The sequence below is a fragment of the Streptomyces sp. NPDC045695 genome, from assembly GCF_056432025.1.
Genome location: NZ_JBWKJU010000009.1, coordinates 106,191 through 121,106, shown reverse-complemented (window position 1 = coordinate 121,106; position 14,916 = coordinate 106,191). Strand labels below are relative to the sequence as shown.

Below are 14,916 nucleotides of genomic sequence, written 5' to 3'. Positions count from 1 at the left end.
CGGACAAGAGAAGAAGGCACGGGGGAGGGGCTGCACGATGACGGCCGAACTGGTCCGGGGGCAGAACCACCCCGTGTCCCACAGCCGGGTGGAGATCAGGGTCTCGGCGGGTACGCCCGTGCTCGCCCTGGCCTCGCTCGCCGACGAACAGGGCCGGTTCTCCGGCGACGGGATACTGGCCCACCCCGGCGCCGGCTCCCTCCCCGGAATCCAGGCGCCCGGGGAGCTCGCCGAACGGCACACCCTCGCCGTGGACCTCGACGCCGTCGCGGCGGACGTCCACCGGCTCGGCGTGCTGCTCGTCCTGCCGCCCGGCGGCCCGGTGCGCTTCGGCGCGGTCCCGGCCTCCTACGTGGCCGTGGCCGACCCGCAGGGCGCGGAGATCGCCGGATACACCCTGACCGGGCTGGACGCCGAGACCGCCGTGATCGCCCTGGAGCTGTACCGGCGTCAGGGCGCTTGGAAGGTACGGGCCGTGGGCCAGGGCTACGCCGAAGGACTCGGCGCCCTGCTGACCGACGGCGGACTGCCCGCCCCGCAGGCCGCCGCGCTGGCCGCCGCCGCGCTGCGCACGGCCTCCCGGGCCGCCGACCCGGTTCCGGTCTCGGGAGCCCCGTACGCGGGCACCCCCGGCCCGGCGCCCGCGGAAGGCCCCGCTCCCGGTGGCGGGGACGGCGCCGCCGCGCCCCCTTCCGGCCCGGCGACCCTCAGCTACGTGCACCCGCGCCGCCGCACCAGCGCCGAGCCGCCCGAGCCCGCCCCGGCGGCCGCCCCGGCTCCGCAGCCCGGCCAGCACCCGGCCCCCGTCGCCGGGGACGCCAGCGGCTGGTCCATGGATGAGCGGCTCTACAACCAGGTGTGGGGCATGTTCGAGGACCTGGCCCGCACGGTCGCCGCCTACCGCAGCGCCGTCGACTTCGCCGACTCCCGCATGGACCGCGAGCTGGACGAGGCGCTGTCCGACCCGCGCCACCGCCTCGGCGGCTCCGGCAACGCCGCCCGCGACACCGCCCGGGCGCGCCGCGACGAGCTCGTCTCCCAGGCCCAGGCCGTGCTCGACCGGGACCTCCTCCAGCTGACCGCCGAGTGCGAGGTGGTCGAGCCCGCGCTGCCCGCCTCGTACGCACGCTGGGACAACCCCGTCTGGCACGGCCACCGGATGCCCGAGGAGGGCCCGCTGGCCCTGCGCCTGGGGGACCTGCACCTGCCCGAGCGGCCCGGCCTGCGCATCCCCATGCTGGTCCGGGTCCCGCTGGAGCGCGGACTGTGGATCGACAACGGCCGCACCGGTTCGGAGGCCGCCATGGCCATGGACACCGACCGGCTGCGCCGGATCGCCATGGACATGGCCGTCGCCTACGCGGTGCGGCTGCTCGCGGTCCACCCCGCCGGCCGCTTCTCCGTCCACGTCATCGACGCCGCCGGCGCCGGGGCCGCCTCCCTGGCGCCCCTCGTACGGGCCGGGGTGCTGGCGGGGCCGCCCGCCGCCGGGGCCGCGGGGGTCACCGAGACCCTGGCGCGGCTGACCCGGCGCGTGGACCTCGTACAGATGGCGCTGCGGGCGGGCGCTCCCGAGGACCTCCCGCCGGACGTGGACACGGCCGAGCAGCTGCTGATCGTGCACGACTTCCCGCACGGCTTCGACGACCGGGCCGTCACGCAGCTGCGCTACCTCGCCGACGAGGGCTCGGCGGTCGGCGTGCACCTGCTGATGGTGGCCGACCGCGACGAGGCCTCGGCCTACGGGCCGCTGCTCGACCCGTTGTGGCGCTCGCTGATGCGGCTGTCCCCCGTGCCGGACGGCTACTTGGCCGACCCCTGGGTGCACCACGCCTGGACCTTCGAGGCGGACCTTCCCCCGCAGGGCAGCAGCGTCCTCGAACAGACACTGGAGCGGGTAGCGGAGGCCCGGCGCACTACCCGGCCGTGACCATTCCTTGGTGATCCCTTTACCTTGACCGCCTCGGGCGGGTAGGCTGTGAAGCGCGGAGGGGAGTATTCCTGCTTTCCTGCTACGGCGTACCCGTCAATACGGACCCTGCGGTGCCACGAGCGCAGCGCAGCCGGTCCCGGGGCGTCGGCCCACGGCCTCCAGGCCGTCCGGGTGGAAGAGACCTCCGGCAGCGATGACGCTGACGAAGTGCTGAGCCATCCGCCGGAGGCGTGTTCACCATGGAAGTTTCCTGGACCCTTTGGGCGCTGACCATTCTCGGTCTGTCGCTCCTCATCGGCGCCGATTTCTTCATCGGCCGCAAACCGCACGACGTTTCGATCAAGGAAGCGGGCACCTGGACGGTCGTCTGGATCGCCCTCGCCGGACTGTTCGGCCTGGGCCTCTGGTTCTTCGGCAACGGCCAGGCCTCCCAGGAGTTCTTCGCGGGCTTCATCACCGAGAAGTCGCTGAGCGTGGACAACCTCTTCGTCTTCGTCCTGATCATGGCGAAGTTCGCGGTGCCCTCCCACCTCCAGCAGCGGGTGCTGCTCGTGGGCGTGCTGATCGCCCTCGTACTGCGCGCCGTCTTCATCGCCGCCGGCGCCGCGATCATCGCGAGCTTCTCGTGGGTCTTCTACCTCTTCGGCGCGTTCCTGATCTACACCGCGTGGAAGCTCATCCAGGAGGCCCGCAAGGACGAGGAGGACGAGGAGTTCGAGGAGAACCGCCTCCTGAAGTCCGTCGAGAAGAGGTTCGGCGTCGCCGACAAGTACCACGGCACCAAGCTCTTCATCGAGAACAACGGTAAGCGCGTCCTGACCCCGCTCATGGTCGTCATGCTCGCCATCGGCACCACCGACGTGCTGTTCGCCCTGGACTCGATCCCCGCGATCTTCGGCCTCACCCAGGACCCGTACATCGTCTTCACGGCCAACGCCTTCGCCCTGATGGGGCTGCGCCAGCTGTACTTCCTCATCGGCGGACTGCTGAAGAAGCTGGTCCACCTCAGCTACGGCCTGTCGGTCATCCTCGGCTTCATCGGCGTCAAGCTGGTGCTGCACGCGCTGCACGAGAGCGGGGTGCACGTCCCCGTGATCTCGATCCCGGTCTCCCTCGGCGTCATCTGCGGTGTCCTGGTCCTCACGACGGTCACCAGCCTGATGGCCTCCAGGAAGCAGGCGGCGGCCGAGGCCGCCGCCCGACAGGAGAGCATCGACGTCTGAGGCGCATCACGTCTGAGGCGTAGCGACGTCTGAGGCGTAGTGAGGCTCCGCGGAACTACGCGGGGGCGGCCGCTTCGGCCGCCCCCGTCTCCGTTCCGCCCGCCGCCCGCGCGCGTACGACCATCGGATTGGTCTCCGGCAGCAGGGCGAAGCAGCCGAGGCTGAGCAGGGCCACCGCGGTCAGGTACACCGCGACGCCCCACGGCGGACCGGAACCGTCCGCCAGCGCCGTCGCCACGATCGGGGTCAGCGCGCCGCCCAGCACGCCGCCCAGGTTGTAGCCGACGGCCGCGCCCGTGCAGCGGATCCGCGGGGCGTACAGCTCCGGCAGGTACGCGCCCACCACCGCGAACATCGTCACCATGCCCAGCAGCGCCCCCAGGAACCCCAGCGTCATCAACAGCGGCTCGGCCGTACGCAACAGGGCCACCAGCGGGAACATCCACAGGGCGCACGCCGTGCACCCCGCCAGGCACAGCGGCCGCCGCCCGTAGCGGTCGCCGAGCACCGCCACCAGCGGGGTCACCAGCCCCTTGAGCGCGACCGCGATCATGATGCAGGCCAGCATCACCGTGCGGCCCACCCCGAGGCGCTCGGTCGCGTAGGCGAGGGACCACGTGGTCACCGCGTAGAAGACGGCGTACCCCACGGCGAGCGCCCCGCCGGTCAGCAGGAGCAGCCGCCAGTGACCGCGGACCACCTCGGCCAGCGGGGCCTCGGCCCGCCGCCCGCTCTCGGCCAGTGCCGTGAACTGCGGGGTCTCCTCCACCGAGCGGCGCAGCCACAGGCCGGTCAGCGCCAGCAACCCGGCCGCCCAGAACGGTACCCGCCACCCCCAGGAGGTGAACTGGGCGTCGGTCAGCGAAGCGGACAGCGCCAGCATCAGGCCGTTGGCCAGCAGGAAGCCCACCGCCGGGCCGATCTGCGGGAAGCTGGACCACAGTCCGCGCCGCCCCTCGGGGGCGTGCTCGGCGGTCAGCAGTACCGCGCCGCCCCATTCGCCGCCGAGCCCGAGGCCCTGGAGGAAGCGGAGCAGGAGCAGCAGGACGGGCGCGGCCACGCCGATCGAGCCGTACACGGGCACGCAGCCGACGGCGACCGTGGCGAGGCCGGTGAGCAGCAGGGAGCCGAGCAGGACCGGGCGGCGGCCGTAGCGGTCACCGATGTGGCCGAAGACCGCGGACCCGAGCGGGCGGGCCAGGAAGCCGACGCCGAAGGTGCCGAAGGCGGCGAGGGTCCCGGCGAGCGGGGAGAAGGAGGGGAAGAAGAGCGGGCCGAGCACCAGGGCGGCGGCCGTTCCGTAGACGAAGAAGTCGTAGAACTCGATGGCGGTGCCGGCGAGCGAGGCCAAGGCGAGCCGCAGCATGCCGGGGCGGCCGGCCGGGGTGGCAGTGGCGGCGGTGGCTTCGAGGGGGGAGCCGGGGGAGGGGTCTTGTTGCATGGTGCAGCAAATACACCCTCCCCCCGCCTCAGGACGTGCGTTCGGGCGTCAACGACCGGAAGGAGTGCGCCGCGTACGCGCGTTGACGCGGTGCGGGGTTCACCAGCCGCGTTCGCGCCATTCGGCGAGGTGCGGCCGCTCGGCTCCGAGCGTGGTGTCGTCGCCGTGCCCGGGGTAGACCCAGGTCTCGTCCGACAGCTGGTCGAAGAGCTTGTGCTGCACGCCGTCGATCAGGCTGGCGAAGGCCTTCGGGTCGCCCCCGGTGTTGCCCACGCCGCCCGGGAAGAGGCAGTCGCCGGTGAACACGTGAGCGTGCCCGTGCGGGTCGTCGTAGACCAGGGCGATCGAGCCCGGGGTGTGCCCGACCAGGTGCCGTGCGGTCAGCTCGACCCGGCCGACGCGCACGGTGTCACCGTCCGCCACCAGGACGTCGGTCGGCACCGGGATGCCCTCGGCGTCGTCGGCGCCCGCGTAGGTGGTGGCGCCGGTCGCCGCGACCACCTCGGCGAGCGCGCCCCAGTGGTCGCCGTGCCGGTGGGTGGTGACCACGGAGGCGATGCCGTCGTCGCCGATCAGGCTCAGCAGGGTGTCCGCCTCGGCGGCCGCGTCGATGAGCAGCTGCTCGTCGGTGGCCCGGCAGCGCAGCAAGTAGGCGTTGTTGTTCATCGGGCCCACCGCGACCTTGGAAATCATCAGGTCCGCGAGCTCGTGCACGTCGGCCGGACCGCCGACCTTGACCTCTCCGGTGTACGTCATGAGGTGATCCTAGAGCGGGGGGAGCTCGGGGAGGGGGCCGCCCGTGGCACTCAGCGACGCGCCCTTGTCCCCGCGGCCCGCGAGCCAGGCCAGCAGCCCGAAGGGCGTGCCGGACACGGTCACGGACGGGTCCCTGGCGGAGCCGGTGCGCCAGCTGCGCCCGTCGGTCGCCACCAGGGCCACCGCCGGGACCTCCGGACGTCCGGACCAGCGGTCGGCGAGGAAGTCGATCTCGCGCCCGGTGAACTCCTCCGGGAGGTCGGAGAGCTCGTAGCCGATGTTCAGGTCGACGTGGTGCAGGTCGACCTCGACCCAGCGGCGGAACGGAACGTTGGCTGCGAGGTCGGTGATGCCGTTGCGCAGCTCGACGGTGCGGGACCAGTCCTGGTCGCGCTCGGTGGTGGCGAGGAAGCGGGCCGCGGAATCACGGAGGTCCGCCAGGTGTTCTTCCAGAGGCCGACCGGCGTCGCGTGCGATGTCCGCGTCGCGCGCGCCGGCGCTCTCGTACATCGGGCGTCCCTCGAAGACGTTGACGAGGGCGTCCGCGTTGCGCGCGAGGTGGGCCAGGACGTGGCCGCGGCTCCAGCCGGGGAGGTGTGACTCCTCGGCGAGCGCGGCGTTGTCCAGCTTCGCGACAGCGGTCAGGAGCCGGTCGGTCGCTTCACGTACAGATCGCAGGTCGTGCACATGATCAGTCATAGGAACGAGCCTAGTGGTTGGGGACCTGCGGCCACCCGATCGGGTGAAGAGGTCTGCGGAGTGCCGTAAATCGAATGTGCGTGCTATACGCTCGAAGTTCAGACTCCAAATCCACCGCAGAGGCGCCCCCCATACCCTGGGACGGGGACCTGTGCCCCGCTCTCTCAAGAAAGGTGCGGACCGGCGTGACCGACCGTCTCATCGTTCGTGGCGCACGCGAGCACAACCTCAAGAACGTCTCGCTCGACCTGCCCCGCGACTCGCTCATCGTCTTCACCGGACTCTCCGGGTCGGGCAAGTCCTCCCTGGCCTTCGACACGATCTTCGCCGAAGGACAGCGCCGCTACGTCGAGTCGCTCTCGTCGTACGCACGCCAGTTCCTCGGGCAGATGGACAAGCCCGACGTGGACTTCATCGAGGGCCTCTCCCCGGCCGTCTCGATCGACCAGAAGTCCACCTCGCGCAACCCGCGCTCGACCGTGGGCACCATCACCGAGGTCTACGACTACCTCCGCCTGCTCTTCGCGCGCATCGGCAAGCCGCACTGCCCCGAGTGCCGGCGCCCCATCTCGCGCCAGTCGCCGCAGGCGATCGTCGACAAGGTGCTCGCGCTTCCCGAGGGCAGCCGCTTCCAGGTGCTCTCGCCGCTGGTGCGCGAGCGCAAGGGCGAGTTCGTCGACCTCTTCTCCGACCTGCAGACCAAGGGCTACAGCCGGGCGCGGGTGGACGGGGTGACGATCCAGCTCTCCGAGCCGCCCACGCTGAAGAAGCAGGAGAAGCACACCATCGAGGTGGTCATCGACCGCCTCACCGTCAAGGACAGCGCCAAGCGGCGGCTCACCGACTCCGTGGAGACGGCCCTCGGCCTCTCCGGCGGCATGGTCATCCTCGACTTCGTCGACCTCGCGGAGGACGACCCCGAGCGTGAGCGGATGTATTCCGAGCACCTCTACTGCCCGTACGACGACCTCTCCTTCGAGGAGCTGGAGCCGCGCTCCTTCTCCTTCAACTCGCCCTTCGGCGCCTGCCCCGAGTGCACCGGCATCGGTACGCGCATGGAGGTGGACCCGGAGCTGATCATTCCGGACGAGGAGAAGTCCCTGGACGAGGGCGCGGTCTCCCCGTGGTCCCTCGGCCACACCAAGGACTACTTCCAGCGGCTGATCGGCGCCCTCGCCGGGGAGCTGGGCTTCCGTACGGACATCCCGTGGGCCGGGCTGCCGCTGCGCGCCAGGAAGGCCCTGCTGTACGGGCACAAGACGCAGATCGAGGTCCGCTACCGCAACCGGTACGGGCGCGAGCGGGCGTACACGACGGCCTTCGAGGGCGCCGTGCCGTTCGTCAAGCGGCGGCACGCCGAGTCGGAGAGCGACGCCAGCCGCGAGCGCTTCGAGGGCTACATGCGCGAAGTGCCCTGCCCGACCTGCGAGGGCACCCGGCTCAAGCCGATCGTGCTCGCGGTGACGGTGATGGAGAAGTCCATCGCCGAGGTCGCCGCCATGTCGATCAGCGAGTGCGCGGACTTCCTGGGCCGGCTGCGGCTCGACGCCCGCGACAAGAAGATCGCCGAGCGCGTCCTGAAGGAGGTCAACGAGCGGCTGCGCTTCCTCGTGGACGTCGGCCTCGACTACCTCTCGCTCAACCGGGCCGCCGGCACCCTCTCGGGCGGCGAGGCCCAGAGGATCCGGCTCGCCACCCAGATCGGCTCCGGCCTGGTGGGCGTGCTCTACGTGCTGGACGAGCCCTCCATCGGCCTGCACCAGCGGGACAACCACCGGCTCATCGAGACGCTGGTGCGGCTGCGGGACATGGGCAACACGCTCATCGTGGTCGAGCACGACGAGGACACCATCAAGGTGGCCGACTGGGTCGTGGACATCGGTCCGGGCGCGGGCGAGCACGGCGGCAAGGTCGTGCACAGCGGCTCCCTGAAGGAGCTGCTGAAGAACCCGGAGTCCATGACCGGCCAGTACCTCTCGGGCAAGCGGTCCATCGCGATCCCGGACGTGCGCCGGCCCGTGAACGGGGAGCGCAGGCTCACCGTCCACGGCGCCAAGGAGAACAACCTCCAGGACATCGACGTGTCCTTCCCGCTGGGGGTGCTCACGGCCGTCACGGGTGTCTCGGGCTCCGGCAAGTCGACGCTGGTCAACGACATCCTCTACACGCACCTGGCGCGCGAGCTGAACGGTGCCCGCTCGGTGCCGGGGCGGCACACCCGGGTGGAGGGCGACGACCTCGTCGACAAGGTCGTGCACGTGGACCAGTCGCCGATCGGCCGGACGCCCCGGTCGAACCCGGCGACGTACACCGGTGTCTTCGACCACGTCCGCAAGCTCTTCGCGGAGACGATGGAGGCGAAGGTGCGCGGCTATCTGCCGGGCCGCTTCTCCTTCAACGTGAAGGGCGGCCGGTGCGAGAACTGCTCCGGCGACGGCACGATCAAGATCGAGATGAACTTCCTGCCGGACGTCTACGTCCCGTGCGAGGTGTGCCACGGCGACCGGTACAACCGGGAGACGCTGGAGGTCCACTACAAGGGCAAGTCCATCGCGGAAGTGCTCAACATGCCGATCGAGGAGGCGCTGGACTTCTTCGAGGCGGTGCCGACGATCTCCCGTCACCTGCGGACGCTGAGCGAGGTCGGCCTGGGCTACGTCCGCCTCGGCCAGTCCGCTCCGACCCTGTCGGGTGGTGAGGCGCAGCGCGTGAAGCTGGCCTCCGAGCTGCAGAAGCGGTCGACGGGCCGGACGGTGTACGTGCTGGACGAGCCCACGACGGGCCTGCACTTCGAGGACATCTCGAAGCTGATCAAGGTGCTGTCGGGGCTGGTGGACAAGGGCAACTCGGTGATCGTCATCGAGCACAACCTGGACGTCATCAAGACCGCGGACTGGGTCATCGACATGGGCCCGGAGGGCGGCTACGGCGGCGGCCTGGTGGTGGCCGAGGGCACGCCGGAGCAGGTCGCCTCGGTGGGAGCGAGCCACACGGGCAAGTTCCTCCGGGACATCCTGGGGGCGGAGCGGGTCTCCGACGGGTCGCCTCCGGCGAAGGCCGCGGCGAAGAAGGCCCCGGCCAAGCGCGTGGCCGCCCCGGCGAAGACGGCTGGCGCGGCGAAGAAGGCGGCTCCGGCGAAGAAGGCGGTGCGGGCCCGCAAGGCGTAGCGCGTGCGGCGCCCGGCCGGGGGTTCTTGCCACGGACCCCCAGCGCCTCAAACGCCGGCGCGGCTGGATCTTTCAGCCCGCCGGCGTTCTTGAGACCGGGGTCCGGGGCGGAGGCCCCGGCAGTGGCGCGCTAGGACGCTACGCCGAGGGCGTGGCCGGCGGTGGTCGGGTCCGTCAGGGTCGTCAGGAGGGCGTCCGCGACGTCCGCGCGGGGGATGCTGCGGCCGCCGCGGACGTTGGCGTCGAGTGCGCGGCGGTAGGTGCCCGTGCGGGGCTTGTTCTGGAGCATCGGCGGCCGGATGACCGTCCATTGGGTGCCGCTCGCGTGCATCACGGCTTCCATGACCGCGAGGTCCGCGTAGAGGTCCCGCAGCAGCCTGCGCAGCAGCGGGTAGACCACGGCGCGGGTGAACAGCCCCTCGCCTTCCGCCAGCGGGCCGACCGGGGCGGCGCTCACGGCGGACAGCCGTCGGACGCCCGCGCGGTCCATGGCCGAGGTGATCGCGTGCAGGGCCGGGCCCGCGATGGGGGCCGCCTTGGCCTGCTTGTTGGACGCCGCGCCCAGTGCGCAGACCACCGCGTCCCGGCCGCTCACCACCGACAGCACCGCCTCCTGGTCGGTCACGTCCTTCACCGTGGCCACGCGGAGCCGCTCGTGGGCGGGAACGGTCAGCCGGGCCGGGTCGCGCACCACCGCCGTCACCTCGTGCCCCGCGTCGAGTGCCTGCCGGACGACCTCGTGGCCGACGCCGCCTGTGGCACCGAACACCGTGATCTTCATGGATACCCCCATGGCCGAAGAAGTGGAGCCAGGGGTGAGTGAGCATTTACTCACCCCGTGCTTCGGCTAGGGTGAGTGAATGCTCACCCCAAAGTCAAGCCGTCCCACCCCGGAGCGTCTGCTCGACGCCGCCGAGAAGCTGATGCGCACCAGCGGCCTGGCCAACGCCACCACCAAGGCCATCGCCCGCGAGGCCGGCTGCTCCGAGGCCGCGCTCTACAAGCACTTCGCGAACAAGGAAGAGCTGTTCGTGCGGGTGCTGATGGAGCGCACTCCCAACGCGGGCCCGCTCATGGCCGCCCTGCAGGCCGATCCGGGCCGGCAGGAAGCCGAGGTGGGCGTCGAGGAAGAGCTCACCGCCATCGCCCGGCACGCCTCGCTCTTCTACGCCGACGCCATCCCCATGGCCGGCGCGCTCTTCGCCGAGCCCGCCCTGCTCTCCCGCCACCGCGAGGGCGTCCAGAAGATCGGCGCCGGGCCCCACGTGGTCCTGGACGCGCTGGCCGGGCGGTTGCGCCGCGAGCTCGACGCGGGACGGCTGCGCGCCGACGCCGACCCGCGGGCCGCCGCGGCCCTGCTGCTCGGCGCCTGCTTCCAGCGGGCCTTCTTCCTGCACTTCTCCGGCGCCCACGTGGTCCAGCCGGTCGAGGAGTTCGCCCCGGCCGTGGCCCGGACCATCTGGGCCGCGCTGCGCTGAGGCGTCAGAGCTCCGCCGCGTACGGAGGCTCCGCGCCCGCCCGGGTGCAGGTCAGCGCGGCCGCGTGCGCGGCGTACGCGAGGACGTCCGGCCAGTCCACCCGCCCGAGGCCGCCGGGCGAGGCGGCGAGCCGGTGCAGCAGGGCGGCGTTGACGGTGTCCCCCGCCCCGATCGTGTCCGCCACCGCGACCGGGCGGGCCGCCGCCGAGTGCTCCGCGCCCTCCCGCGTCCAGACCGTCAGGCCCGCGGCGCCACGGGTCAGCACCACCGCCGACGGCCCCGCCGCCAGCCAGTCGGTGACCCGCCCGCCCAGCCACTCCGCATCCTCCTGCGAGAGCTTGAGGACGGAGGCGTACGGCAGCAGCCGCGTCAGGAAGCGCGCCCGGTACGCCTCCGGGTCCGCGATCAGCGCCGGCCGGATGTTGGGGTCCAGCAGGGTCAGCACCCCGCGCCGGGACTCCCGCCGCAGCAGGGCCTCGTACGCGCTCGCCCCCGGTTCCAGAACCAGCGAGCAGGTGCCGAGCGCGAGGGCCCGTACGGCGTCGGGGAGAGCGGGCGGCAGGGCGAACAGCCGGTCCGCCGTGCCCTCGACGTAGAAGCCGTACGAGGCCGAGCCGTCCGGGGCCAGGGAGGGCACGGCGAGGGTGGTCGGTTCCGGCCCGCGCTGCACCAGCGACAGGTCCACCCCGGCGGCCCGCAGCCCGGCCAGGAGGCTCTCGCCGAAGCCGTCCGTGGAGACCCGCGAGCAGAAGGCCACCTCGGCGCCGAGCCGCCCGAGCGCGAGCGCGGTGTTGTACGGTCCCCCGCCCGGCCGGGGCAGCAGCGCACCCGGCGGCCGCGCCACGGGGACCAGGTCGATGAGGGCTTCTCCGCCGACGACGATCACGCGGGGGAAGCTACCCCATGGGGCGAAGGTATCGTCGGGCGGGCCGGTGCCCGCCGGTCCGACACCTCAGGAGAACCGCATGCCCGCGCCGCAGCCAGCCGCCCGCCGTACCGTCCTCAAGGGCGCCGCCGCGCTCGCCGGGGCCGCGGGCGCGGGAGTGACCCTCGCGGCCTGCTCCACCGCCACGACCAGCGGAGGCAACACCCCCGCCACCCCCACCGCGCCGGTGGAGCTGGGCGCCGCGGCCGAGGTCCCGGTGGGCGGCGCGAAGCTGTACCGGGAGCGGAAGCTGATCGTCAGCTGCCCGGCGGAGGGCCGGTACACGGCGTTCAGCGCGCAGTGCACGCACGCGGGCTGCGTCCTGGACAAGATCGTCGAAGGCGAGGGCAACTGCCCCTGCCACGGCAGCCGCTTCGACGTGGCCACGGGCAAGGTCGTGAAGGGGCCGGCCACCGACCCGCTGCCCGCCGTCCCCGTCAAGGTGGAGAACGGCAAGCTCATCGCGGGCTGAGCCGCACCGGGCAGGCATCGGGCAGGCACCGGGCGGGCACCCGAGCAGTCAGTCCCAGTCCCAGGAGATCCCGAGGATCCCGCGCCGCACCGACTGCTCCACCAGGTGCACCGCCCGGTGCCGGCCGCTCGGCGTCAGGTCCGTGACGCCGGTGCGCGGCGACTCGGGCCCGCCGCGCGCGAAGCGGCGGCACCGCACCGGCAGCGCCGCCTCGTCGAAGCGGACCTGGAGCATGTACTGGCCGCCCGCGTAGCTGAAGCCGCGCACGTATTCGCTGCTGCGCGCGCCCGTACCGTCCTCGATGCCGTAGCCGAACACGTACGTCTCCCCGCGCCGCAGCCGCGCGTCGAAGAGCAGCTCCGCGACCACCACCCCGGCCTGCGGATGGCGCCGCACCCGGCCCGTACGGCAGTTCTCGTACGCCGTCACGCGCATCCCGGACACGTCGCAGCCCGGGTCGCCGTGGTGGACGGCGAGGTAGCGGTCGACCCCGTCGCGGTGCGCCCGGACGATTTGCTGCGACGTGCGCGAGCGCATCTCACCGGCCGGTCCGATGCGCACCCGCTCATGGTGGCCGACCGAGTGCAGCCCTCCGTCCGGCGGGAGCTCCAGGGCTTCCAGCAGCCGTTCCACCGTCTCGCCCACGCTGAACAGGGCCCGGTACGGGCGGGCGGCCGGGCGGGCGGGCCCGGGGCTCTGCTCCGGGGCCAGCAACAGCCGGACCAGAGCTCCCTCCGGCAGCTCCAGGATCTCCTCCAGGGCGCTGACGGCCCGCAGTGACTCCGGATAACGGGGGCGGCGGGCGCCCTGCTGCCAGTAACTGAGGCTGGTGACGCCGACCTTGATGCCGCGTGCCGCCAGCCGGTGCTGTATCCGGTGCAGGGGCAGTCCGCGCGCGGTGACGGCGGCGCGCAGGGCGAGGTGGAAGGGGCCGCCGTGCAGCAGTCGGCTGAATTCCGCCGAACTCGCCGTGTCCTCGGTCGGCCGCATGGTGACCCCTCTGTGAACGTTCACACGCGCCGAGGCGCAGGACCGCGCCGCTGTCTCCGGGAGAGCAGGTGGAACGACAGCAACCGTTCACACCCCAGCCCCACCGTTCACACCGCGATGTCACCGTGCATTGAAGCGTGTTGACCTGATCGCGACAACACCCTGATGCTCCTCCACAGCGTCCGGACGCGCTCCTCCACCCCCCATTCCCCACATTGGGAGGAACGCGATGCGCAACAGAAACCGGCGGCTTTCCCTGGCCGCCTTCGTCACCGCCCTGCTCCTCGCTCTGCCCACCGGCACCGCAACCGCCGCGGACACCGGTACCGACTCCGCCCTCGCCTACAAGCGTCTGGGCATCACCATGCAGGCACAGCAGAAGACCAACTGGTGCTGGGCCGCGAGCGGCAACACCATCGCCACCTGGTTCGGCCGCAGCTACACGCAGAACCAGTTCTGCAACGCGGCCTTCAACCGTCAGCAGGGCTACGACTGCCCCAACAACCAGGCCACGCTCGGCAACGTCCAGACCGGGCTGCGCTGGGCCGGCATCAGCCCCGGCTCGTACGTCAGCGGCTGGCTCCAGTACTCCACCGTCCAGAGCGAGATCAACTCCGACCGCCCGATCGAGACCCGGATCCAGTGGTCGGGCGGCGGTGGCCACATGCACGTCATCTACGGCTACGACACCGCCAGCAGCTGGGTGTACTGGGGCGACCCCTGGCCCTCCAGCGACCGTTACAACTGGGCCTCGCACGCCTGGTACGTGAACAACAACAGCTTCTCCTGGACCCACTCCCTCTACCGGATCGGGGCGTGAGCGCCATGACCCTGCGCGCCACCGCCGCCGCCACCGCCACCGCCGCGGTCCTCGCCGCCACCGCCCTCCTCGGCCTCGCCCCACAGGCGTCCGCGGCCCCCGTGCCGCAGCCCGCGGCCGCCACCGCCGAACACAAGGCCGCCGCGGCGCAGGCGGCCACCGCCCCCGACACCCTGGCCACGCTCTCCCGCTTCTTCGCCCGGGAGGGCAAGGTCTCGCAGGCCGCCGCGCAGCCCCGCATCGAGGGCGAGGCGATACCGGTGAACCACCTCTCCCCGGACTTCGTCGCGGGCAAGGCGGGCGCGTCCGTCGCCCGCCTGGAATTCCTGGCCAGCAAGGCGGTCTCCTCCGACGGGCAGCAGGCCGCACTGTGGACGGCCCGTACGGAGGCGGGGTGGCAGGTGGTGAACATCGCCACCGGCGACGACGAATTCCGCTACGCGCGCCTCGGCGCCGCGAAGCTTCCCGGCGGGACGGTCTTCCGGGAACCGCAGATCGACGCGTGGTACGTGGCCGGGGGCGAACGGGTGCTGCCGCTGGACGAGGACGCCGTACGGGCCGTGGGCCCCGGCGGCACCACCCTCGCCGGATACCGGTCCCGGGTCACCGCGGCGTACGGGGACAAGCTGCCCGGGTCCGTCTATGCCGAGCAAGGCATGGCGGGCGGCTTCACCGAGGCATCGGCGGAGCCCTCCGCGCAGGACGGCGGGAGCGCCGTCACGGCGCTCGCCGGCAGCGCCGGGGCGCTCGCGCTGGGCGGGGCCGGTGTCCTGGTCGCGCTGCGACGCCGACGGGCAGGCGCCGTGGCGTAGCCGTGGCACAGCCCCCCCACCCGCAGGGCCCGGCTCCCGCCAGAAGCCGGGCCCTGCGGTCCGCTGCCGGGGCTCCGCCCCGGACCCCGCGCCTCAAACGCCGGCGGGGCTGGAGGTGCCGGGCCGAGCTGGACGACCGGATCACCGATGCCCCCGCCGGAGGGGACGGGTACGGCCGGTTGTCAGCCCGCGCAAGTAGG

General features: G+C 72.4%; 13 protein-coding genes. 7 read left to right on the top strand and 6 right to left on the bottom strand.

What is annotated here, in order from left to right; genetic code table 11:
* Positions 1–37 precede the first annotated feature (37 nt).
* A complete protein-coding gene (locus AC07DU_RS18060) occupies positions 38–1,930 on the top strand; it encodes a TerD family protein (protein ID WP_479112249.1) in 1,893 nt (630 codons plus the stop codon).
* Positions 1,931–2,172: 242 nt separating this feature from the next.
* On the top strand, positions 2,173–3,156 hold the full coding sequence (locus tag AC07DU_RS18055; RefSeq protein ID WP_360890342.1) for a TerC family protein: 984 nt from the start codon (positions 2,173–2,175) through the stop codon (positions 3,154–3,156).
* A 55-nt stretch (positions 3,157–3,211) separates the two neighbouring features.
* Here AC07DU_RS18055 and AC07DU_RS18050 read toward each other — a convergent pair whose 3' ends face one another.
* The 3 genes from AC07DU_RS18050 to AC07DU_RS18040 all read right to left on the bottom strand — a co-directional run bounded on the left by AC07DU_RS18050 (position 3,212) and on the right by AC07DU_RS18040 (position 6,052).
* Entirely contained in the window at positions 3,212–4,522 is a 1,311-nt protein-coding gene (locus AC07DU_RS18050) for an MFS transporter (RefSeq protein WP_479033121.1), read from the bottom strand.
* Positions 4,523–4,696: 174 nt separating this feature from the next.
* Positions 4,697–5,353 carry an MBL fold metallo-hydrolase gene (locus AC07DU_RS18045; protein WP_360890339.1) on the bottom strand — a complete coding sequence of 219 codons (657 nt, stop codon included), beginning with the start codon at positions 5,351–5,353 and terminating at the stop codon, positions 4,697–4,699.
* A 9-nt stretch (positions 5,354–5,362) separates the two neighbouring features.
* Complete coding sequence (locus tag AC07DU_RS18040; RefSeq protein ID WP_479112247.1) at positions 5,363–6,052, bottom strand: maleylpyruvate isomerase family mycothiol-dependent enzyme; 690 nt, start codon at positions 6,050–6,052, stop codon at positions 5,363–5,365.
* Positions 6,053–6,237: 185 nt separating this feature from the next.
* On the opposite strand from AC07DU_RS18040, the gene uvrA reads away from it, so the two are divergent.
* Positions 6,238–9,219 (top strand): excinuclease ABC subunit UvrA, encoded by a 2,982-nt coding sequence (uvrA, locus tag AC07DU_RS18035; RefSeq protein ID WP_360890333.1) that lies wholly within the window; start codon positions 6,238–6,240, stop codon positions 9,217–9,219.
* Positions 9,220–9,349: 130 nt separating this feature from the next.
* Here uvrA and AC07DU_RS18030 read toward each other — a convergent pair whose 3' ends face one another.
* Positions 9,350–10,000, bottom strand: a complete 651-nt coding sequence (locus tag AC07DU_RS18030; RefSeq protein ID WP_479112245.1) for an NAD(P)-dependent oxidoreductase — start codon at positions 9,998–10,000, stop codon at positions 9,350–9,352.
* Between the two features lie 79 nt (positions 10,001–10,079).
* Between AC07DU_RS18030 and AC07DU_RS18025 the strand changes: the two genes are divergently transcribed.
* Positions 10,080–10,697 carry a TetR/AcrR family transcriptional regulator gene (locus AC07DU_RS18025; RefSeq protein ID WP_360890325.1) on the top strand — a complete coding sequence of 206 codons (618 nt, stop codon included), beginning with the start codon at positions 10,080–10,082 and terminating at the stop codon, positions 10,695–10,697.
* A gap of 4 nt (positions 10,698–10,701) precedes the next feature.
* Here AC07DU_RS18025 and AC07DU_RS18020 read toward each other — a convergent pair whose 3' ends face one another.
* Entirely contained in the window at positions 10,702–11,583 is an 882-nt protein-coding gene (locus AC07DU_RS18020) for a carbohydrate kinase family protein (RefSeq protein ID WP_360890322.1), read from the bottom strand.
* Positions 11,584–11,662: 79 nt separating this feature from the next.
* Here AC07DU_RS18020 and AC07DU_RS18015 point away from each other — a divergent pair, with 79 nt between their 5' ends.
* A complete protein-coding gene (locus tag AC07DU_RS18015) occupies positions 11,663–12,094 on the top strand; it encodes a Rieske (2Fe-2S) protein (RefSeq protein ID WP_479032900.1) in 432 nt (143 codons plus the stop codon).
* Positions 12,095–12,142: 48 nt separating this feature from the next.
* Here AC07DU_RS18015 and AC07DU_RS18010 read toward each other — a convergent pair whose 3' ends face one another.
* The gene (locus AC07DU_RS18010) at positions 12,143–13,084 is read right to left on the bottom strand and encodes a hypothetical protein (protein ID WP_479032902.1); all 942 of its coding nucleotides are present in this window, start codon (positions 13,082–13,084) and stop codon (positions 12,143–12,145) included.
* A 229-nt stretch (positions 13,085–13,313) separates the two neighbouring features.
* Here AC07DU_RS18010 and AC07DU_RS18005 point away from each other — a divergent pair, with 229 nt between their 5' ends.
* Positions 13,314–13,904 (top strand): papain-like cysteine protease family protein, encoded by a 591-nt coding sequence (locus AC07DU_RS18005; protein WP_360890313.1) that lies wholly within the window; start codon positions 13,314–13,316, stop codon positions 13,902–13,904.
* Positions 13,905–13,909: 5 nt separating this feature from the next.
* Complete coding sequence (locus AC07DU_RS18000; RefSeq protein ID WP_360890676.1) at positions 13,910–14,716, top strand: hypothetical protein; 807 nt, start codon at positions 13,910–13,912, stop codon at positions 14,714–14,716.
* The last annotated feature ends 200 nt before the right edge of the window (positions 14,717–14,916 follow it).